Genomic DNA, 21,283 nt, shown 5'->3' on the forward strand with positions numbered 1-21,283 from the left:
AGCAGGATCAAACGTACGGCGATTGCTGACATCTGGAGGGCGGGGCGATGACCCGGATCACGGTCAAGGTCGACGGAAGCAGCTTCACTGACGAAGTGGAGCCGCGCACGCTGCTCGTGCTGTACCTGCGCGAGCAACTGGGGAAGACGGGCACCGTGGTCGGTTGCGACACCGGCAACTGCGGTGCCTGTACGGTCCACCTGGACGGGCGGAGTGTGAAGTCCTGCTCGTTGCTCGCGGTCCAGGCCGACGGTCATGAGATCACCACCATCGAAGGCCTCGCGACGAACGGCGAGCTGCACCCGATGCAGCAGGCGTTCCACGAGAACCACGCCCTGCAGTGCGGATACTGCACACCAGGCATGATCATGCAATCCATCGATCTGATTGCAGACAATCCGAATCCGAGCGACGACGACATCCGGCTCGGGCTCGAGGGCAACCTCTGCCGCTGCACCGGCTACCAGAACATCGTCAAGGCCGTCCAAGCCGCAGCGGCGGCAGCACCTCAGCCCAGCGCGGCCGGAGGTGCGCAATGACCGCCACCGAGGAACGCCCGGCGACAGAGGTCGGCAGCTCGCGCCGGCGCAAGGAGGACGCCCGGCTGATCACCGGCCGGACCCGCTGGACCGACAACATCGTGCTGCCCGGCCTGCAGCACATCGCGATGGTGCGCAGCCCGTTCGCGCACGCCCGGATCACCGCGATCGACACCGAGGCGGCCAAGGCGTCGTCCGGGGTGGTCGCCGTGATCACCGGTGCCGACATCGCCGACGAGCAGGGCGCGCTGCCGAACGCGTGGGCCGTCATCCCCGACCAGAAGGCGCCCGTCCACCCGTCGATGGCCGTCGACCACGTCGCGTTCGCCGGTGAGATCGTCGCGATGGTCGTCGCCCGTACGGCGGCCGAGGCGAACGACGCCGCCGACCTCGTCGACGTCGACTACGACGAGCTCGTACCCGCCCTCGAACTGAAGGCCGCGGCTCGCGACGAGGTGATCGCGCATCCGGATCTCGGGACGAACGTGTCCGCGGTGTGGTCGTACGACTCGGCCGAGTCCGGCACCGGCGGCGACGTCGAGGCGGCGATCGCGGCCGCGCGCGACGGCGGCATCGTGATCGAGGAGGAGTTCCGGCAGCAGCGGCTGATTCCGGCGTTCATGGAGCCGCGGTCGATTGTCGTCGATCCGACAACTGAACAGATGACAGTCTGGTCGTCGACCCAGGTACCGCATTTCGTGAAGATCTTCATCGCGCTCGTGCTCGGCATCCCGGAGCACAAGATCCGGGTGATCGCGCCGGACGTCGGCGGCGGATTCGGCGGCAAGCTGCAGTTCACCCCGGAGGAAGTACTCACGGTCATCGCGGCCCGGCGTACCGGAAAGCCCTGTAAGTACACCGAATCCAGGTCCGAGTCGTTGATGGCCGCACACCACGGCCGGGACCAGTGGCAGCAGGTCACGCTGGCCGCGAACGCCGACGGCACGGTCACCGGCCTGAAGGTCGAGCTGATCGCCGACATGGGCGCGTACCTCGGCCTGGTCACGTCAGCGATCCCGCTGCTCGGCGCGTTCATGTACAACGGGATCTACAAGTTCCCGTCATACCACCTCGGCATCACCAACGTGTTCACGAACAAGACGTGGACCGATGCGTACCGCGGCGCCGGCCGGCCCGAAGCGACGTACGCGATCGAGCGGGTGATGGACGAGCTCGCCGCCCGCGTCGGCGTCGACGCACTCGAGATCCGCGAGCGGAACTGGATCAAGCACGAGGAGTTCCCATTCTCGACGGTGTCCGGGCTGCGGTACGACTCCGGCAACTACGAGGCCGCGACCGCGAAGGCGCGCGAGCTGTTCGGGTACGACGACCTGCGGGCCGAGCAACGCAAGCGGCGCGAGTCCGGCGACCCGATGCAACTCGGGATCGGGATCTCGACGTTCACCGAGATGTGCGGCCTGGCCCCGTCGCGGTGGCTCGGATCGATGGGGTACGTCGGCGGCGGCTGGGAGCACGCTGCGATCCGGATGCTGCCGACCGGAAAGGTCGAGGTGGTCACCGGGACGAGTCCGCACGGTCAGGGACACGAGACCGCGTGGAGCCAGCTGGTCGCGGACAGGCTGGGCGTCGCGTTCGAGGATGTCGAAGTACTGCACGGTGACACTCAGGTCGCCGTACGCGGACTCGACACCTACGGATCGCGGTCGCTGGCGGTCGGCGGCATGGCGGTGCTGGCCGCCGCGGACAAGGTGATCGAGAAGGCGAAGCCGATCGCGGCGCAACTGCTCGAGGCGAACGCGGACGACCTCGACTTCAGCGGCGGGCGGTACGGCGTGCGCGGGACCGACGCCGGGATGACGATGGCCGAGCTCGCGTTCGCCGTCTTCCAGGGGCACAAGCTCGACGGTTCGGCCGAAGGGTGCCTGGACGCCGACGCGACCCTCGACCCGGACGACTTCTCGTTCCCGCACGGCACGCACCTGTGCGCGGTCGAGGTCGACACCGAGACCGGTGCGACGAAGATCCGGTCGTACGTCTGCGTCGACGACGTCGGGGTTGTGGTGAACCCGATGATCGTCGAGGGGCAGGTGCACGGCGGTCTCGCGCAGGGCATCGCGCAGGCGCTGTACGAGGAAGCGGTGCACGACGACTCCGGAACGCTGATCACCGGGTCGTTCGACCAGTACACGTTGCCGGCGGCACCTGATCTGCCGAGCTTCGAGACGGCGCGGACCGAGACGCCCGCGACGACGAACCAGCTGGGTGTGAAGGGTGTCGGCGAGGCCGGGACCATCGCGTCGACGCCGGCTGTCGTCAATGCGATTGTCGACGCTCTCCGACCGCTCGGCGTCACGGACGTGCCGATGCCGTGTACGCCGTACCGCGTGTGGACCGCCATCCAGGAAGGGAGCCGGTCATGATCCCGGCGGCGTTCGAGTACTTCGCACCCGCGACGGTCGACGAGGCGCTGGCGTTGCTGCGCGAGCACTCCGACGCGAAGGTGCTGGCGGGCGGGCAGAGCCTGATGCCGGCGCTGCGGTTGCGGCTGGCGGCGCCTGAGGTGATTGTCGACATTCAGAAGATCGACGATCTGCGCGGTGTGCGGGACGACGGCGACGCCCTGGTGATCGGCGCCATGACCCCGCACAGCGTGGTCGAGTCGGATCCACTGGTGGCCGAGCACGCGCGGCTGATCGCGCTGGCCACGGCAACGGTCGGCGATCCGCAGATCCGGCATCGCGGCACGTTCGGCGGGTCGCTGGCCCATGCGGATCCGGCGGCAGATCTGCCTGCGGTCGCGGTGGCGCTGGACGCGTCGTTCGTGATCGCGGGCCGCGACGGCCGACGTACCGTGCCTGCTTCGGAGTTCTTCGAGGGCGTGTTCAGTACTGCGCTCGGCGAGGACGAGTTGCTCGTCGAGGTGCGGGTGCCGAAGTACACCGGGTGGGGTGCGCACTACGAGAAGTTCAACCGGGTCGCGCAGGGCTGGTCGATCGTGTCGGTCGCGGCGGCGGTGCGGCTGGACGGCGACTCGATCGCGGAGGCGCGGGTCGGGCTCGGCAACATGGGTCCGACACCGGTACGGGCGACTGCGGTCGAGGCGGCTCTCGTCGGGCAGCCCGCGACCGCCGACGCCGTACGGGAGGCCGCGGCGCGAGCGGCGGACGGGACGTCTCCGGTGAGCGACATCAACGGTGACGCCGACTACCGCCGGCATCTCGCGACGGTGCTCACCCGACGCGCGGTCCTGGCTGCGGCTGGTACCGCGTGAAGCTCGAGCACAAGTTCGTCGTACCGGCGCCTGTCGAGCAGACCTGGGCGGCGTTCAACGACCTCGAACGGGTGGTGCCGTGTTTTCCCGGCGCCACCCTGGCGTCGTACGAGGGTGACGACTTCACCGGCTCGTGCAAGGTGAAGCTCGGGCCGGTGTCGCTGCAGTACTCGGGCACCGGCACCTTCGTCGAGCGCGACGAGGCGGGTCATCACGCGGTGATCGAGGCCAAGGGCAAGGACCGCAGAGGCAACGGTACGGCGAGCGCACGGGTGACCGCCCGGCTGGCCGGCACCGCGGACGGGTCCACCGAGGTCGTCGTCGACACCGACCTGACCATCACCGGCCGCCCCGCCCAGTTCGGCCGCGGCCTGATCCAGGACGTCTCCAACAAACTCCTCGACCAATTCACCACCTGCCTAAAAACCAAACTGGACACCGCCCCCAACCCAACCGCGCCCGCTAGCACTGCTAGCTCTACGGCCTCCACATCCGCTAGCACCGCTAGCCCCACGACTTCGGCATCCGCCAGCGGAGGCTCGACGCACGGCTCTTCGGCGTCGACGTCTGCTTCGGCGGACTCCGGTGAGGCTGACGAGGTCGTGCTGGATCTCGGAAACACTCTGCTTCCGATGCTCGCCCGTCGCGCGGCGCCGTACCTGATCGGCGCGGTACTAGCCCTCGTTCTCCGCCGCCTGTTCCGCCGCTAACAGGTTGTTGTCAACCATCCAACAATCCTTCCCGGCAAGCCCGATCCGCGAGTCGGGTCGTCTCCGGCAACCGATACCGCGGCGTCAACCGCAGCACGTGATCGATCGCGGTCTGCAAACTCACCCGATGCCCGACAGACACGTACACCGGCTTGACCCCGTCCTGCGTCCGCACCGCCGCCCCCACCACCTCGCCACCGTCGACGAGCTCAGCCGTCGCCCCGCGTTCCTGCGCGAGTTCCCCATGCGACCCGACGAAGGTCGTCTTCGCGGCGCCGATCGCCGGGATCCTCGTCAGTACGCCGAGATGGCACGCCAACCCGAACCGCCGCGGATGCGCGAGCCCATGCCCGTCGCACACGAGCAGCTCCGGCGTCGTTCCGAGCTGCTCCAGCGCCGCAAGCAACGCCGGCACCTCGCGGAACGCGAACAACCCCGGCACGTACGGGAACGTCGTCTCGCCGTGCACCACCGCCCGCTCCACCTCGTCGAGCGTCTCCAGGTCCAGCACGACGACAGCAGCCGCCAGGCGGTCTTCGTCGTACGCGACGTCCAGCCCGGCAACGTACCGCGGTGGTTCGCCGGTGTCGCTGGGATCGACCAGCCCGCGGAGTTCTTCCTGGACAGCGATCGCCTCGGCGGGCGTGCTGGGCCAACTCGGGTTGGTCACGGAAAGGTCGGCGCGCCGCTCGGGGGCCATTCGACCAGCTCGATGCGGTAACCGTCGGGGTCGACCAGCCAGGAGATCTTGGGCCCGTCGGGACCGCCTGGCAGTTCGGGCTCGCCCGGCTGCAGGCCCGCGGCGGTCATCCGCTCGATGGTTTCGCCGAGCGAGTCGACCTCGATCGCGAAGTGCGCGAACCCGCCGATCTCGACCGGGCCGTCCGCGGGGCGGTGGACGAGTTCGAGCGACACCGACGGCTCGTCCGGCAACCGGAGCCAGATCAGGCTGGAGCCGTCCTCGAACGGGATCGTCGAGAGGGTGAGATATCCGACGGCGGTGTAGAAGGCGAGCGAACGCTCCAGGTCACTCACGCGGACCGCGAAGAGGATTGTCTTCATGCCGAACGATCCAACTGCCCTCGTCCGGGCACGTCAATCAGCGTGCGCCCTGAGCGCTAAGGACAGACACCCCTGGTGTTAAGGGTGTCAAGCGGCGGTGGTTGTGGTGCGGTGGGCCCAGGCTGTGTGGGGGTTGTAGGTGGTGTGGGTTTTGAGGCAGCCGTGGAGGATGCCGGTGAGTCGGTTGGCGATCTGGCGGAGGGCGGCGTGGTGGCCGAGGCCTCTGGCGCGGAGCTGGTCGTAGTAGGCGCGGACGTGGGGGTCGTGCAAGACGGCGGCGTTGGCTTGCAGGCCGAGCGCGTTGATGAGCCGGTTGTTGTGGATGAACCGGGCGTGGACGGTTTTCAGCTTGCCGGATTGGCGGGTGATGGGGGCGGTGCCGGCGTAGTTCTTGCGGGCTTTCGCGTCGGTGTAGCGGCCGGGGGCGTCGCCGAACTCTGCGAGCACCCGGGCGCCGAGGATCTTTCCGAGGCCGGGCTGGCTGCGGTAGATCTCAGCGTCCGGGTGCTGGCCAAAATAGGCCTCAACGCCGTTCTGCAGGGCCGGGATCTGGGTGTTCAGGGTCTGCAGGATCGCGATCGTGGAACGGATCGTGATGGCGTAGGCGTCGGCGACCAGGTCGGGCTGGCCGAGGTGTTCGGTGCGCAGCGCGGCCTGGATCGCGGCAGCGCGGGCCGGGACGTCACCGCGCCGGCCGGCGGTTTTCAGTGCCGCGGTGATCTGGGCGATGGTCAGTTTCGCTGCTGCCGCCGGTGTGGGGGCCTTGTCCAGCAACGCCAGCACGTCGGAGCTGGTCAACGTCAACGAACCCAGCTGGTAGGCGCTCAACGCGGCCGGGAAGTACTCCCGAAGCGCTGACCGCAGCCGCAGCATGTGCCGGGTCTGCTCCTGGATCAGCCCCTGATGCGCCCGGGCCAGCACCTTCACCCCGGCCGCCACCTGCGAGTCAGGCTCGACCCGGCGTAGCTGATGGCGCCGGGTCCGGACCATGTCGGCCAGCGTGTGCGCGTCGGTCTTGTCGTCCTTGGCACCCGACAGCGAGATCACCTCCCGATGCCGAGCCGCCAGTTTCGGATTCACCCCGAACACCGCATAGCCCGCCGCGATCAACGCACCAACCCACGATCCCCGGTCGGTCTCGATCCCCGCCATCACCTGGCCCGGGCCGTCGTCATCGCCCAGGAACTCCGCAACCAGTTCGTGGAACCCGACCACCCCCGCAATGCCGTCGGTGACCCGTTTCCGGGCCAGCACCCGGCCCTGATCGTCTTGGACCTCGAGGTCATGGTGGTCTTCGGCCCAGTCGTCACCAACGAACAACACGATGCAGTTCTCCCGTCACACACCCGCATGACCCGCATGAGTAGAACCAGCAGCCGGCAGGAGACCTCGGCGCCCTAATGGATCAGTGCTCACACCACCAACCCGCAGTGCTGGGCACGACACCCCATCAGCCATTCACGCCTCCTGACCACCAGCAAGGGCACGCTCTGTCCACAGGGCTCAAAGCCCAGGAGGTATGAGTGCTCACTCACCAGCAGCTACAAACACCGAGTCTGTCACCGACCGACCCGATAACACCCATTAGGAGGTATCCGGTGATCGCCGTGGGTTTGCGGGCTGCTCAGGCGGGCGGTGCCGTGTACGTAGAGGACTACGTCCTGTCGTAAGGCCCGCCAAGCACGGCGGCTGACTTGGACGGGTGCCCGGCCGGCAGGCGCGGTGAGGGAGGATGTGCGCATGCGGATTCTGATTGCGCCGGACAAGTTCGCGGGGACGTTGACAGCTGTGGAGGCTGCGGCGGCCATCGAGGAAGGGTGGCGGCGCCGGGACCCGGATGCCGAGGTGCTGGTCGCGCCGATGGCCGACGGCGGTCCGGGGTTCATCGACGTACTGTCCGCGGTGGTCGACGGGAAGCTGCTGTCGGTCACGGTGCGCGGGCCGCTCGGTGAGGAGACTCCCGCGACGGTGCTGCTGGCGGGGGAGACGGCGTACGTCGAGACCGCGCAGGCGTGCGGGTTGCACCTGGTGGAGCCGAAGCAGCGGCGCCCCGAGGACGCGAGCACGTACGGGGTCGGGCAACTGATCACCGCGGCCGTCGAAGCCGGTGCGAAGCGGATCATCCTCGGCCTCGGCGGCTCCGGCACCAATGACGCCGGCGCCGGCCTCCTCGCCGCCCTCGGAGCAACCGCACAACCGGATGCGACGGCTGGTGTCGGGCGGTTGGATGCTGGGGCTGCGGGGCTGGCTGGGCTGGAGGCCGTGGATCTGGGGCCGGCTCGCGAGCGGGTCGCTGGGGTCGAGTTCATCGCCGCCAGTGATGTGGAGAACCCGATGCTCGGGCTCCGCGGCGCGACGAATGTGTTCGGGGCGCAGAAGGGGATCTCGGACGAGCGCAAGCCCGAGGTCGACGGCTGGCTGACCCATTTCGCGGACCTGGCCGACCGAAAGACCGCCGACAAGAAGGGCGCGGGTGCCGCGGGCGGGCTCGGTTACGCGCTGTTGCTGCTCGGCGCCGAGCGGGTCTCCGGCATTGATCTGGTGGCGGAGCTGACCGGACTCAAGCAGAAGGCGGCGCAGGTCGATCTGGTCCTCAGCGGTGAGGGCGCGTTCGACTTCCAGTCCCGCGACGGCAAGGTGATCGCGGGCGTTGCGAAGGTCGCGAACGACGCGATGCGCCCCTGCGTCGTCCTGGCCGGGAAGGTCCTGATCGGCTCCCGCGAGATGCGGACGATGGGCGTCGAGTCGGCGTACTCGCTGGTCGACGCGGTCGGCGAGGAGAAGGCGTTCGCGGACCCGCACGGCTCGCTGGCCGCGGTCGCGGAGCGTGTCGCCCGCACCTGGGCGCGGTGACCACCTCGTGACTGGGTAGTTGATCTGCGAAATTGGTGTGCGACCATGGGAATGAGCGTGGGCCGGGTGGTGTTGGCCTGTGTTGACAAGAGACTTCCGTGCCGACGAGCTGTACGTCGGCACTTGAGCAGATGACTGGAGTCAGGAATGACTGAAGCGCAGACCGAGCAGGCCGTCGCCACGGGTGTTCTCCTCACCGACGGGGCCGCCGCCAAGGTGAAGGCGCTGCTCGACCAGGAAGGCCGCGACGACCTCGCGCTGCGGGTCGCCGTGCAGCCGGGTGGGTGCTCCGGGCTGCGGTACCAGCTGTTCTTCGACGAGCGTCAGCTCGACGGCGACGTGGTGGCCGACTTCGGTGGTGTGAGTGTTGTCACTGACCGGATGAGCGCTCCGTACCTGAAGGGCGCGTCGATCGACTTCGTCGACAGCATCGAGAAGCAGGGCTTCACCATCGACAACCCGAACGCCACCGGCTCCTGCGCCTGCGGCGACTCGTTCAACTGAGCCCTGAGTAACTGAGCTAGGCCAGAAGCCCCTGGCGCCCACATGGCGACCAGGGGCTTCGGCATGTCCGAGGAGGGCCCGTCAGCCGTGACTGACGCTCTCCTCGCGGGCGCGCTTCGGGAGTAGGTACGACACGGCGAGGCTGACGACGAACAGTCCGATCGCGACCAGGACCGAGGTTTTGGTCGCGCCTAGGAACGCGTGGGTCGGCAGGAGCTGGAAGAAGACGGTGCCGATCACGGCGACGCCGATCGCACCGCCGTACTGCTGCATGGCGGTCAGTACGCCGGACGCCGACCCAGCGGCCTGGTCGTCGATCGACGCCAGGATGATGTCGAACAGCGGCGCGAACACCATGCCGGCGCCGATGCCGGTGGCCAGCGTCGCCGGGACCAGGTTCCAGATCGTGGTCGCGTCGCCGTACGTGTGAAGGGTGAACCACACGCCCACCATCGCGACCGTCATCACCGCGATGCCCAGTTGCAGTGCCTTGCGGCCGAGTTTCGGGGCGAGCAAGCCGGCGGACAGCGGCGCGCCGATCGCGATCCCGAGTGAGAACGGCACCATCGCGAGGCCGGCTTTCAGTGGGCTGTAGTGCAGGCCGAGCTGGGTGAACAGGTTGAAGACCAGCATGAAGCCGTTCATCGCGAGGAAGAACGTGGTGATCACGCCGAGGCCGGCGACGTACCCGCGGTTGCGGAACAGGGACGGGTCGATGACCGGGTTGCCGGATCGGCGCTCCCGCCATCCGAACAGGGCGAAGACCACGATCGAGGAGGTCAACATCAGGATTGTCCACAACGGCCAGCCGAGCTCGCGGCCCTGCACCAGCGGGTAGATCAGGAGGCCGGAGGCGAGGCCGACCAGGATCACGCCGATCGCGTCCAGCCGGGACGCGCCTGCAGTCTTGACCTCGGGCATGAAGCGCAGCGCGCCGGCGAGGGCGGCGATCCCGATCGGGACGTTGATGAAGAAGATCGTCCGCCAGCCGGCGTCGAACCAGTTCGCGTCGATCAGTACGCCGGCCAGGATCGGGCCCGCGACCGCCGACAGCCCCATCACCGGGCCGAACATCGCGAACGCCTTGCCGAGCTCTTCGGCCGGGAAGATCGACTTCAGGATCGCGAATCCCTGCGGGATCATCACGGCGCCGAGCAGGCCCTGCGCGACCCGGCTGCCGATCAGCAGTTCCGGGCTGGTGGCCAGCCCGCAGACCGCGGACGCGATCGTGAACCCGAGAGCGCCGATCACGAACAGCCGCCGGCGGCCGACCAGGTCGCCGAGCCGGCCGAAGGTGACCAGGCCGATCGCGAAGGCCAGCGTGTAGCCGGCCAGCATCCACTGCATGGCCGATTCGGAGCCGCCGAGATCGGCCCGGATCGACGGAGCGGCAATGTTGACGATCGTCGCGTCGACAAGATCCATGATCTCGGCGACCAGGACGGTGGCGACCACGAGCCAGCGCCAGCGGTACGGCGTACCGCGCGGGGTCGTCGTGGTGTCGGGTGAGTTCTGTACGGCGGTGGCGCTCATCGGTGGCTCCTCTACGATAGATGCGAACGGTGTTCGTTGACGAACACTGTTCTACGCTCGAACAGTGTTCCCGTCAAGTACGGCGTTCGCTACAGTGGTTCGCATGACCCAATCGCCGTGGCAGCCGATCAGTCCCGCCAAGCCCGTGCGTCCGGCCAAGGAGCCGCTGAACCGGGAGCGGATTGTCGACACTGCGCTGCGGATGATGATCGACCAGGGCTACGAGGCGGTTTCGATGCGCAAGATCGCGCAGGAACTGCAGACCGGTCCCGCCTCGCTGTACGCGCATGTCGCCAACAAGAAGGAGCTCGATCAGCTCCTGGTCGACCGGGCCGCGCAGGCGATGAACTTCCCCTCGCCGCCGGACCCCGAGCGCTGGCAGGAGCAACTGAAGGAAGCGATGCGCGAGATGCTGCGCGCGATGCGGTCGATGCCCGGTGTGGCACGCGCCGCGATCGGCGGCATCCCGCTGGGGGAGGCGGCGCTGGAGACGTCCGAGTGTCTGCTCGGCATCCTCAAGGCCGGCGGTCTGTCGGATCAGGCTGCCGCGTGGGCCGTCGACCTGATCCCGCTGTACGTGACCGCGGTGGCGTTCGAGGAGAACGTGCAGCGTGCGGACCAGTGGAGCCCGGAGGATCTCGAGCGGTTCCTCGACGGGTTGCGGTCCTACTTCGCCTCGCTGCCGGCCGACCGGTTCCCGCTGATGATGGCGCTCGCGGGCCCGCTGACCGCCGGCGCCGACGGTGATGACCGGTTCGAGTTCGGCATCTCGGTGATCACCGCCGGTCTCGCCTCGCTCGCCGAGCGCCACTGAACGCCACTGGGCGGCGTTGAGCGGGATTGATCGATTTGGCGTGATCGAGCGGTAGTGATCGCTTGTGGTTCACGATTGCACATGGCTAACCTTCGGATTGTCAACAAAACTACGACCTGATCCCGTGGGGCGTGTGGATTGTCTACGGGTGGGCACTCGGGTGAGGCCGTATGACGACAGGAGGAAACCGTGGACTCCGAGACCCAGCCGCCCGAGAGTGCTCAGCCCCCGCAGGGTGAACGCGCCCAGGACCGGCCGCCCGTGACCACGACGGAACAGGAGCAGCCGCCCGGCGTACTCAGGAAAGCGATAGCCGCCTCGGCGATCGGGAACGCAACCGAGTGGTTCGACTACGGCATCTACGCCTACGGCGTGACGTACATCTCGGCCGCGATCTTCCCGGGCGACACCGAGAGCCAGACTCTGCTGGCGCTGATGACGTTCGCCGTCTCGTTCCTGGTCCGCCCGCTCGGCGGGCTGGTCTGGGGCCCGCTCGGCGACCGGCTCGGCCGCAAGCACGTGCTGGCGATCACGATCCTGATGATGTCCGGCGCGACACTGCTCGCCGGTCTGGTCCCCTCGTACGACACGATCGGGATCTGGGCGCCGATCCTGCTGGTCCTGCTGCGGATGGTCCAGGGCTTCTCGACCGGTGGCGAGTACGGCGGCGCCGCGACCTTCATGGCCGAGTACGCGCCGAGCCGCAAGCGCGGGTTCCTCGGCAGCTTCCTGGAGTTCGGCACCCTGGCCGGCTTCTCACTCGGTGCGTTGCTGATGCTGGGCTTCTCGCTGGTGCTCGGCGACGATGCGATGCACGCGTGGGGCTGGCGGCTGCCGTTCCTTGTTGCTGCGCCGCTCGGTCTGGTCGGCGTCTACCTCCGGTCCCGGCTGGAGGACACGCCGGTGTTCCGCGAGCTCGAGGCGAAGGGCCAGAAGGAGCAGGAGACCACGACCCAGTTCAAGGACCTGCTGGCCGGCTACTGGGTCCCGATCCTTCGGCTCGGCGGCATGGTCATCGCGTTGAACGTCGTGAACTACACGCTGCTCACGTACATGCCGACGTACCTGGAGAAGGAGATCGGCCTGAGCGCGGACGAATCGCTGATCGTGCCGATCATCGGAATGTTGACAATGATGATCTTCGTCCCGTTCGCCGGACGCGCATCGGACCGGATCGGGCGAAAACCGCTGTGGTGGGCGTCGCTGGCCGGCTTGTTCGTGTTCGGCGTACCGATGTTCATGCTGATGGGGACGAACGTGGCCGGCGCGATCATCGGCTTCGCGGTCCTCGGTCTGCTGTACGTGCCGCAGCTGGCGACGATCTCGGCGACGTTCCCGGCGATGTTCCCGACGCACGTCCGGTACGCCGGATTCGCGATCGCGTACAACGTGTCGACGTCGCTGTTCGGCGGTACGGCGCCCGCGGTCAACGACTGGCTGACGGCGAAGCTGGGTGACTCGCTGGTGCCGGCGTACTACATGATGGCGGCCTGCGTCGTCGGTGCGATCGCACTCGCCAAGGTCCCCGAGACGTCACGTTGCCCGCTGAACGGCACCGAGATCCCGGGTACAGAGGACGCCCCGCCGCCGGTCGCCCTCGAACCGGCCCACGCCAAGGCCTGACGCCGCGGATCCGCGCTTTCCGGAAACAATTCGCCAACCAGCGCGAAAAAGTTTCCGGAAAGCGCGGATCCGACCCCGCCAACCGCCCTCAGTCGAGGACGGAGGTGACTGCGTCGGACCAGAGCCCCGCGGCCTCATCGATCTCGTCGGGAGACACGACCAGCGCGGGGATGAATCGGACAACCTGACCCCACGCGCCGCACGTGAGCAGGAGCAGCCCTCGTCGCGCGGCCTCCTGCTGCACCGCGGCCGCCGTCGCCGGGTCCGGCTTCCCGTCCGCGTCGCGGAACTCGTTGCCGATCATCAGCCCGAGCCCGCGGACGTCGGTGATCTGCTCGTGCTTGTCCGCGACCAGTTGCAGCGCCTGCTTGAGCTGAGCGCCACGGTCCGCGGAGTTCTGCACGAGACCCTCGTCCTGGATCACGTCCAGCGTCGCCAGCGCCGCCGCACAGGCCACCGCGTTCGCGCCGTACGTGCCGCCCTGGGAGCCGGGCCACGCCTTCTCCATCAGCTCCGACGACGCGGCGATCGCGGACAACGGGAAGCCGGACGCGAGCCCCTTCGCGGTGACCAGAACGTCCGGATGCGAACCGAAGTGGTCCCCGCCCCAGAACTTCCCGGTGCGCCCGAAACCGGTCTGTACTTCGTCCACCACGAGCAGGATCCCGTGCGCGTCGGCGCGCTCGCGAAGGCCCGCGAAGAACCGCTCGTTCGCCGGTACGTAGCCGCCCTCGCCGAGCACCGGCTCCACGAAGAACGCCGCGGTGTCGGCCGGCGTGCTCAACGTCTGCAGGACGTAGTCCAGTTGGCTGAGCGCGAAGTCGGTCGCCTGCTCCACGGGCCAGCCGAAGTGGCCGGGGTCCGGGAACGGTGACACGTGGACGCCGGCCATCAACGGGCTGAAACCGGAGCGGAACTTGGTCCCGGACGTGGTCATCGTGGCCGCCGCCACGGTCCGGCCGTGGAAGCCGCCGTGGAACACGATCACGTTCGGCCGGCCGGTCGCCTGGCGGGTGAGTCGCAGTGCCGCCTCGATCGCCTCGCTGCCGGAGTTCGCGAAGAACATCCGGTCGAGGTGCCGGGGGAGGACCTCGCCGAGCCGGTCCACCAGCGTGAGCAGCGGCCGATGCATCACCGTCGTGTACTGCGCATGGATGATCCGGCCGACCTGCTCCTGGGCGGCCGCGACCACTCGCGGATGGCAGTGCCCGGTCGACGTGACGCCGATGCCGGCGGTGAAATCCAGATACCTGCGGTCGTCCTCGTCGAACAGTTGGACGCCCTCACCGCGGGCGGCGACCACGCCGGTCGCCTGCTTGAGGATCTGCGAGAGCTCTGCCACGGACTTCCCCTCCAGTCGTCGGATGGTAGATTGTCGACAATCAGCCTATCTCAGCTGTCGAGGCCGGTGAAGGGGTGCAGATGGACCAGTCGAGGGTGGACGAATCGAGGGTGGTCGAAGCCGTCGAGAAGCGGTTGTTCATCGACGGGAAGTGGACCGACGCGACCCGTGGCACGACGTTCGACGTGGTCGATCCGTCGACCGGCGAGGTGCTGTGCGCGGTCGCCGACGCCTCACCGGCGGACGGTCGGGCCGCACTCGAGGCGGCCGTCGCCGCGCAGCCGGACTTCGCCCGTACGTCGCCACGCGAACGGTCCGACATGCTGATGACGGCGTACGAGCTGTTGATGCAACGCGTCGACGATCTCGCGTTGCTGATGACGCTGGAGATGGGCAAACCGCTGGCGGAGGCGCGCGGCGAGATCGCGTACGCGGCCGAGTTCTTCCGGCACTTCGCGGGCGAGGCGGTCCGGATCGACGGCGGGTACCAGACCGCGCCGGCCGGGAACGCGCGCTTCCTGATCACCAAGCAGCCGGTCGGCCCGTGCCTGCTGATCACCCCGTGGAACTTCCCGATGGCGATGGGGACCCGCAAGCTCGGCCCGGCGATCGCGGCCGGCTGTACGAGCGTCATCAAGCCCGCCCACCAGACGCCGCTGTCGATGCTGGCGCTGATGGGGATCCTGGCCGAGGCCGGCGTACCCGCGGGAGCCGTCAACTGCGTCACCGCGATGGACGCCGGCGGCGTGATGGAGCCGCTGATCCGGTCCGGGCTGGCGCGGAAGCTGTCGTTCACCGGGTCCACGCGGGTCGGCCGGATCCTGCTCGAGCAGTGCGCGGAGAAGGTGCTGCGGACGTCCCTCGAGCTGGGCGGCAACGCGCCGTTCGTGGTCTTCGAGGACGCGGACCTCGACGAGGCGGTGACCGGCGCGATCGCGGCGAAGATGCGGAACATGGGCGAGGCCTGTACGGCGGCCAACCGGATCTTCGTGCACGAGTCGGTGATCGACGAGTTCGGGCGCCGGCTCGCGGAGCGGATGGGCGAGCTGACCGTCGGCCGCGGTACCGAACCGGGCGTGAACGTCGGCCCGCTGATCGACGAGGCCGGCCGGGAGAAGGTGCGGTCGCTGGTGGCGGACGCGGTCGGCCGCGGCGCGACCGTGCTCACCGGGGGAGAGGTTGCCGCGGGCAACGGGTACTTCTACCCGCCGACCGTGCTGACCGGCGTACCGCGGGAGGCGGCGATGGCCGATCAGGAGATCTTCGGGCCGGTCGCCCCGCTGACGCCGTTCAGCACCGAGGAGGAGGTCGTGCGGGCCGCGAACGACACGGAGTACGGGCTGGTCGCCTACGTGTTCACCAACGACCTGCGGCGGGCGCTCCGGGTCGCGGAGTCGATCGAGACCGGGATGGTCGGGCTGAACCAGGGCGTGGTGTCGAACCCCGCCGCGCCGTTCGGCGGCGTGAAGCAGTCCGGGCTCGGCCGCGAGGGCGGCGCGGTCGGGATCGACGAGTTCCTCGAGACGAAGTACATCGGTATCGCGGTCAGCTGACGGGCCCGGGGTTGACGCGACTCAGCGGCTGACGAGGCGCTCGATGGCGTCGTCCATGTGGGCGCTCAGGAGCTCGTCGGTACGCGCGACGTCGCCGGTCCGGATCGCGTCGGCGAGCCGGTGGTGCTCGATGGCGCGGGCGTCGGTGGCGAGGTACGTCTCCTCGAGGGCGTGGATGCACATCCGGGTCTCGATGATGGACGTCTGATGCATCCGCGACAGCCGCGGGCTGTCGGCCAGCCGTACGAGCAGCTCGTGGAACGCGATGTCGAGATCGCCGATCGCGGCCGGATCGCCGTCGGCGGCCACCATCCGGTCGACGATCGCGAGCAGCGCCGACCCGACCGTCTCGAAATCGCCGTCGCGGAGGATCTTGAAGGCCGCGGCGCGCTCGATCGCCTCACGGGCGAGGTACATGTCGCGGATGTCCCCGGGCGTCATGTCGATGACGAACAGGCCGCGGTTGCGGATCGAGACCAGCAGCCCTTCCTGGGTCAGGCGCTGCATGCCCTCCCGCAACGGACCCCGGCTGACGCCCAGCTTGCGGGCCAGATCGGCCTCGACGATCTGCGCGCCCGGCTTGAACTCCCCGTGGCCGATGGCCTTGCGCAGTTTGTCGGCGATGATGCTCGGCGTCGACTCCTGAGCCAGCGGCTCGATGTAACTGGTCACTCCGAATTCCCCCTTGTGGCGAACAACGTCCCCAGATCTGGCAAGGAGGGTACAACCCCGGCCAACTCGAGCCCCTTCCAGACCGTCACCTGGTTCGCGGTCAGGACCGGTTTGCCGACTGCGGCCTCCAGTTCGTCGACGATCCCCAGCGTGTGCATCGCGGTGTCCGGCACCAGGACCGCCTCGGCGTCCGGGTGGTCGGCGGCCTTCACCATCGCGACCACCTGCTCGGGCGCCAGCGTCCCGACCTCCGCGGCGGTGATGATCCCCTTGCTGCCCATCGACACCACGTCGACGCCGCCCATGGTCAGGAACCGGACGAAGTGCTGCGCGACATCCTCCGGGTACGACGCGGCGACGGCGACCCGCTGGACTCCGAGCGCCCGGCACGCGTCGACGAACGCGATCGAGGTCGAGGACGCCGGTACGCCGAGCGCCTGCGCCACCCCGGCCGCCTGGATGTTCGCACCCTCCCGCCCGAACACGAAACTGCCCGAGGTACACGCCCACATCACCGAGTCGGGCCGCGCGGGCTTGAGCTCCGCAGCCCCTTCGGCGAGCCGTTCCGCCCGGCCGAGGTCGAGGAGCGCGTCCACCCGATGCGCGTCCTCGCCCACCGAGGTGATGACGACCGGAAGCTTCACCGAACCGTCGAGCCGGGCCTCGAGTGAGGGGTAGTCGTCTTCCGCGCTGTGTCCGGGGTAAAGGAGTCCTACCGTGACCATCGGGCCTCCTGGCTGGTCGATCGTACGAAAGGTAGATTGTCGACAATGTTAACCCCAGAGCGCCCCGGCACCGGATCCGTCGCGTACGACGTCGCGAGGCTGGCCGGCACGTTGCGCCGGGAACTCCGGGGTGCGGTCGGCGACGATCGGGGGATGCGGGCGCTCTACGCCGCGGACGGGTCGAACTACCGCGCGGTGCCGGACCTCGTCGTCGTACCAGCTGATGCCGAGGACCTGGCGACGGCTGTTGCGTTGACTGCCGCGGCTGGGGCGCCGGTGGTGATGCGGGGCGGCGGTACGTCGATGGCGGGCAACGCGATCGGCGGCGTCGTCATCGACACGTCCCGGCATGTGAATCGCATCCTCGACATCGACACGTCGGCGCGTACGGCGATCGTTGAGCCGGGCGTCGTACTGACCGATCTGCTGGCCGCCGCGAAACCGCACGGGCTGGCGTTCGGCGCCGACCCGTCGTCGGCGAGCCGCGCGACCCTCGGCGGCATGATCGCCAACAACGCCTGCGGCGCTCACTCGGTTGCCTGGGGCACCACAGCCGACAACCTCCGCTCCCTGGACGTGATCCTCGCCGACGCAACCCGCCTGACCCTCGACTCCGGCATCAGCACGGATGCCGCGCTCGCCGCTCGGCCGGGGCGGGAGGGGGAGTTGCATCGGGCGCTTCAGGGTTTCGCTGGGCGGAACGAGTTGCTGATCCGCCGACGGTTCGGGCAGTTCACGCGGCAGATCTCGGGTTATGCGCTGCATCGGCTGCTGCCGGAGTACGGGTACAACGTGGCCGGTCTGCTGGCCGGCAGCGAAGGCGGTCTCGCCGCGACGCTCCGGGCGACGGTCCAGCTCGTCGAGTTGCCCAAGGCAAAGGTTCTGTGCGTTCTCGGGTTCGCGGACTCGATCACGTCGGCCGACTGCGTACCGGTCGTGCTGCGGCACGCGCCGCTCACGATGGAGTCCATCAACAACGAACTGGTCGACCGGCTGCCGACCGAGGTGCGGGACGCCGCGGTCCACGCCGGACTCCCGAGCGGGAACGCCTGGCTGCTGGTCGAGATCGCCGGTGACGACGAGGCGACCGCCGCGTCGGCTGCACGGGCGATGCTCGAGGAACTGCGTGATTCCGGTGCGACCGCGTCCCTCGTGACCGATCCGAAGGCGCAAGCGGTCCTGTGGCGGTGCCGTACGGACGCCGCGGGCCTGGCGACGCGTCGCGCGGATGGGGCCGAGGCGTGGGGCGGTTGGGAGGACGCCGCCGTACCACCGCAGCGGTTGGGCGCCTACCTGCGCGGTCTCGACGAGTTGCTCGGGCGGCACGGTCTGTCGGGGGCGTCGTACGGGCATTTCGGCGAGGGCTGCATGCACATGCGGATCGACTTCGACCTGCTGAGTGCGCGCGGGATCACGACGTACCGGGAGTTCGTCGAGCAGGCCGCGGACCTGGTGGTCGAGCTCGGCGGTTCGGTGTCCGGCGAACACGGTGACGGGCGGGCGCGCGGGGAGCTGCTCAGCAGGATGTACGGCGCCGATGGGGTGGCGCTGCTTGGCGAGCTGAAGCGGATCTGGGATCCGGCGGGTGTGCTGAACCCGGGCATGATCGTCGACCCGCCGCAGCTCGACCTCGCGATCCGGCACGACGGGCCGGCCAAGGATCGCAGAATGTTGACAATCTTCGCCTATCCGGACGATGAGCACGACTTCGCGCAGGCTCAGCGGCGGTGCGTCGGGATCGGGAAGTGTCGGCAGTCGTCAGGCAGCGTGATGTGTCCGAGCTACCAGGTGACGCGGGACGAGGTGCACTCGACGCGGGGACGGGCGCATCTGTTGTGGGAGATGTTGCAGGGCGACCTGATCACGGACGGGTGGCGGTCGACCGAGGTCCGCGACGGGCTGGACCTTTGCCTGTCGTGCAAGGGATGTCTGTCGGACTGCCCGGTGAATGTCGACGTGGCGACGTATAAGGCCGAGTTCACCCACCACCACTACGCGCGACGTCCGTGGGCGCGGCCGTTGTCGCACTGGTCGATGGGCTGGCTGCCGCTGTGGTCCCGCCTCGCGTCCCGGGCACCGGGCTTCGCGAACCGTTTCGCCGGTCTGCAACTGACCAAACGCCTCGGCGGAATCGCTGCGGAACGGGAAGTCCCGCCCTTCGCGGCAGAGACCTTCACCCACTGGTTCACCCACCGCAACAGCCCTGGGGCGGGTGATGGGCGGCAGGTTGTGCTGTGGCCGGACACGTTTACCAATTACCTCGCGCCGGAGATCGGCCGTGCTGCGGTCGCCGTACTGGAGGCCGCCGGGTACGAAGTTGTGCTGCCTGCGAAGCCGGTTTGCTGCGGGCTCACCTGGATCTCGACCGGCCAACTCACCACCGCCCGCCGCGTCCTCAACCGATCCCTCCGCGTGCTCGCTCCACACCTCCAAGCCGGTACGCCGATCGTCGGCCTAGAGCCCAGCTGTACGGCGGCCTTCCGCCACGACGCCCCCGCTCTCCTCGCCGACAATCCGCTCGCCGCGTCGGCGGCCGCGAACACCCGCACGTTCTCCGAGTTGCTCGCCGAGTCCGGCTGGCAACCGCCGTACGTCGGGGGAGCGGCGTACGTCCAACCGCACTGCCACCAGCACGCCGTCCTCGGCTTCGACGCCGACCGCAAACTGATGGCAGCGGCCTGTATCGAGGCGGATCTCGCGGAACCGGGTTGCTGCGGTCTCGCCGGCAACTTCGGCTTCGAACGCGACCACTACGAGATCTCCGCGGCGGTCGGTGAACGCACGCTGCTCCCCGCCGTACGGTCGTTGCCCGAGACAACCACCGTCCTGGCCGACGGCTTCAGCTGCCGCACCCAGATCGCCCAAGCCACCACCCGCCACCCCCGCCACCTGGCCCAACTCCTCGCCCAAGCCCTCCCCACCCCGCCTGGCTAGGGGACGAGTTTGTCGGTGGCTCGGCGGAGGCGGGTGATGCCTTCGTGGATGCGGGCGGGGGGTGTCGAGGCGAAGCAGAGGCGGAAGGCGTTCTGGAAGCGGGCGGTGGGGGAGAAGGCCGGGCCGGGGATGAACGCGACGCCTTCGGCCAGCGCGAGTTCGAACAGTTCCTCGGCGTTGACGCCGTTCTCCAGCGTGACCCAGAGGAAGAAGCCGCCCTCCGGATCGGTCCAGTGCGCGATGTCGCCGAAGTGCTCGGTCAGCGCGGCACGCATCGCTTCCTTGCGCAGTTTGTACTCCGCCCGCTGCCGAACGAGATGTTCCTCGAGATGCCCGCCGGTCAGGAACCCGGTGAGCAGCCGTTGTGCAGGCAGGTTCGTGCAGGTGTCCATCGCTTGCTTCGCGTTGATCAGCAGCTGCTGCAGTTCGGGATCCGCGTCGACCCACCCGACGCGCAGACCGGGCGCGACGATCTTCGAGAACGTCCGTACGGCGAAGACCAGCGGATCGCCCGCGCCGAGTTCGCGCAGCGTCGGGAGCGGCTCGCCCGCGAACCGGAGCAGACCGTACGGGTCGTCGTCGATCACCATCGAGCCCCACGACCTGGCCAGCTCCAGCAGGCGATGCCGCCGTTCGAGGGAGAGCGTCGCGCCGGACGGGTTCTGGAACGTCGGGATCGTGTAGATCGCCTTCGGCCGCCGCCCGTCGAGCAGCCGCGGTAGATCGTCGACAATCATCCCATCGTCGTCGACCGGTACCTCGAGCAGCTCCGCGCCGTACGAGAGCGCGGTCGCGCTGCCGTTCGTGTACGTCGGCGACTCGACGACGACCAGATCGCCCGGGTCGACGAAGATCTTGCAGAACAGGTCGAGGCCCTGCATGCCGCCGGCCGTGATGGTGAGCCGCTCGGCGGTCGTCTCGTCGCTGGTCCCGCGCAGCATCTCCAGCAGCGCCGCGTGCAGCGGTGGGTCGCCCTCGGTCGCCGCGTAGTCGTAGCTGGAGGGCCGGCTCAGCTCGTCGGCCGCGATCGCGGACAGGATCTGCGCCGGTACTGCCTCGGCCGCGGGTGATCCCATCGCGAAGCGGACGATGTCGTGCGTCTGCTTGTGCAGTAGCGACGTACTCGAGTCGATCACCGAACCCACCAATCCGGCGGCGCGTGCGGCGTACGGGAGTGCTGGCAAGGG

General features: G+C 68.7%; 18 protein-coding genes. 10 read left to right on the forward strand and 8 right to left on the reverse strand.

The genetic code is table 11. The features are described from left to right. Window positions 1-47 precede the first annotated feature (47 nt). The 4 genes from OHB24_RS27710 to OHB24_RS27725 are packed head-to-tail and all read left to right on the forward strand — an operon-like array spanning window position 48 to window position 4,481. A complete protein-coding gene (locus OHB24_RS27710; protein WP_327633779.1) occupies window positions 48-539 on the forward strand; it encodes a (2Fe-2S)-binding protein in 492 nt (163 codons plus the stop codon). Next, on the forward strand, window positions 536-2,920 hold the full coding sequence (locus OHB24_RS27715) for a xanthine dehydrogenase family protein molybdopterin-binding subunit (RefSeq protein ID WP_327633780.1): 2,385 nt from the start codon (window positions 536-538) through the stop codon (window positions 2,918-2,920). Before OHB24_RS27710 ends, OHB24_RS27715 begins: the two co-directional genes overlap by 4 nt. Then, on the forward strand, window positions 2,917-3,771 hold the full coding sequence (locus tag OHB24_RS27720) for an FAD binding domain-containing protein (protein WP_327633781.1): 855 nt from the start codon (window positions 2,917-2,919) through the stop codon (window positions 3,769-3,771). Before OHB24_RS27715 ends, OHB24_RS27720 begins: the two co-directional genes overlap by 4 nt. Beyond that, a complete protein-coding gene (locus OHB24_RS27725; protein WP_327633782.1) occupies window positions 3,768-4,481 on the forward strand; it encodes an SRPBCC family protein in 714 nt (237 codons plus the stop codon). The genes OHB24_RS27720 and OHB24_RS27725 overlap by 4 nt, the downstream gene beginning before the upstream one ends. 10 nt (window positions 4,482-4,491) lie before the next feature. On the opposite strand, the gene nfi is transcribed toward OHB24_RS27725, so the two are convergent. The 3 genes from nfi to OHB24_RS27740 form a co-directional block, all read right to left on the reverse strand. Next, complete coding sequence (gene nfi, locus OHB24_RS27730; RefSeq protein WP_327633783.1) at window positions 4,492-5,181, reverse strand: deoxyribonuclease V; 690 nt, start codon at window positions 5,179-5,181, stop codon at window positions 4,492-4,494. Beyond that, on the reverse strand, window positions 5,148-5,543 hold the full coding sequence (locus tag OHB24_RS27735; RefSeq protein WP_327633784.1) for a VOC family protein: 396 nt from the start codon (window positions 5,541-5,543) through the stop codon (window positions 5,148-5,150). The genes nfi and OHB24_RS27735 overlap by 34 nt, the downstream gene beginning before the upstream one ends. 87 nt (window positions 5,544-5,630) lie before the next feature. Next, a complete protein-coding gene (locus OHB24_RS27740) occupies window positions 5,631-6,866 on the reverse strand; it encodes an IS110 family transposase (RefSeq protein ID WP_327633785.1) in 1,236 nt (411 codons plus the stop codon). A gap of 417 nt (window positions 6,867-7,283) precedes the next feature. On the opposite strand from OHB24_RS27740, the gene OHB24_RS27745 reads away from it, so the two are divergent. Next, window positions 7,284-8,396 (forward strand): glycerate kinase family protein, encoded by a 1,113-nt coding sequence (locus tag OHB24_RS27745; RefSeq protein WP_327633786.1) that lies wholly within the window; start codon window positions 7,284-7,286, stop codon window positions 8,394-8,396. Between the two features lie 147 nt (window positions 8,397-8,543). Then, the gene (locus OHB24_RS27750; RefSeq protein WP_130380162.1) at window positions 8,544-8,900 is read left to right on the forward strand and encodes a HesB/IscA family protein; all 357 of its coding nucleotides are present in this window, start codon (window positions 8,544-8,546) and stop codon (window positions 8,898-8,900) included. Between the two features lie 81 nt (window positions 8,901-8,981). Here OHB24_RS27750 and OHB24_RS27755 read toward each other — a convergent pair whose 3' ends face one another. Beyond that, window positions 8,982-10,433: a DHA2 family efflux MFS transporter permease subunit gene (locus tag OHB24_RS27755; protein WP_327633787.1), complete on the reverse strand. Its 1,452-nt coding sequence runs from the start codon at window positions 10,431-10,433 to the stop codon at window positions 8,982-8,984. 103 nt (window positions 10,434-10,536) lie between these two features. On the opposite strand from OHB24_RS27755, the gene OHB24_RS27760 reads away from it, so the two are divergent. Both OHB24_RS27760 and OHB24_RS27765 read left to right on the forward strand, forming a co-directional pair. Continuing rightward, window positions 10,537-11,247, forward strand: a complete 711-nt coding sequence (locus OHB24_RS27760; RefSeq protein WP_327633788.1) for a TetR/AcrR family transcriptional regulator — start codon at window positions 10,537-10,539, stop codon at window positions 11,245-11,247. Window positions 11,248-11,436: 189 nt separating this feature from the next. After that, on the forward strand, window positions 11,437-12,870 hold the full coding sequence (locus OHB24_RS27765; protein WP_327633789.1) for an MFS transporter: 1,434 nt from the start codon (window positions 11,437-11,439) through the stop codon (window positions 12,868-12,870). A gap of 88 nt (window positions 12,871-12,958) precedes the next feature. On the opposite strand, the gene OHB24_RS27770 is transcribed toward OHB24_RS27765, so the two are convergent. Then, a complete protein-coding gene (locus tag OHB24_RS27770; protein WP_327633790.1) occupies window positions 12,959-14,212 on the reverse strand; it encodes an aspartate aminotransferase family protein in 1,254 nt (417 codons plus the stop codon). An 80-nt stretch (window positions 14,213-14,292) separates the two neighbouring features. On the opposite strand from OHB24_RS27770, the gene OHB24_RS27775 reads away from it, so the two are divergent. Next, window positions 14,293-15,765 carry an NAD-dependent succinate-semialdehyde dehydrogenase gene (locus tag OHB24_RS27775; protein WP_327633791.1) on the forward strand — a complete coding sequence of 491 codons (1,473 nt, stop codon included), beginning with the start codon at window positions 14,293-14,295 and terminating at the stop codon, window positions 15,763-15,765. Window positions 15,766-15,786: 21 nt separating this feature from the next. Here the strand turns inward: OHB24_RS27775 and OHB24_RS27780 are convergent, their stop codons facing one another. Continuing rightward, window positions 15,787-16,437: a GntR family transcriptional regulator gene (locus OHB24_RS27780; protein ID WP_327633792.1), complete on the reverse strand. Its 651-nt coding sequence runs from the start codon at window positions 16,435-16,437 to the stop codon at window positions 15,787-15,789. Continuing rightward, window positions 16,434-17,162, reverse strand: coding sequence for a maleate cis-trans isomerase family protein (locus tag OHB24_RS27785; protein WP_327633793.1), 729 nt, complete (start codon window positions 17,160-17,162; stop codon window positions 16,434-16,436). Before OHB24_RS27785 ends, OHB24_RS27780 begins: the two co-directional genes overlap by 4 nt. A 45-nt stretch (window positions 17,163-17,207) precedes the next feature. On the opposite strand from OHB24_RS27785, the gene OHB24_RS27790 reads away from it, so the two are divergent. Next, window positions 17,208-20,096 (forward strand): FAD-binding and (Fe-S)-binding domain-containing protein, encoded by a 2,889-nt coding sequence (locus OHB24_RS27790; RefSeq protein WP_327633794.1) that lies wholly within the window; start codon window positions 17,208-17,210, stop codon window positions 20,094-20,096. On the opposite strand, the gene OHB24_RS27795 is transcribed toward OHB24_RS27790, so the two are convergent. Then, window positions 20,093-21,280, reverse strand: coding sequence for an aminotransferase-like domain-containing protein (locus OHB24_RS27795; protein WP_131496921.1), 1,188 nt, complete (start codon window positions 21,278-21,280; stop codon window positions 20,093-20,095). The two genes, OHB24_RS27790 and OHB24_RS27795, sit on opposite strands and share 4 nt — an antisense overlap. Between the last annotated feature and the right edge of the window lie 3 nt (window positions 21,281-21,283).

Source organism: Kribbella sp. NBC_00482 (assembly GCF_036013725.1).
In the GTDB taxonomy this organism is placed as follows: Bacteria; Actinomycetota; Actinomycetes; order Propionibacteriales; family Kribbellaceae; genus Kribbella.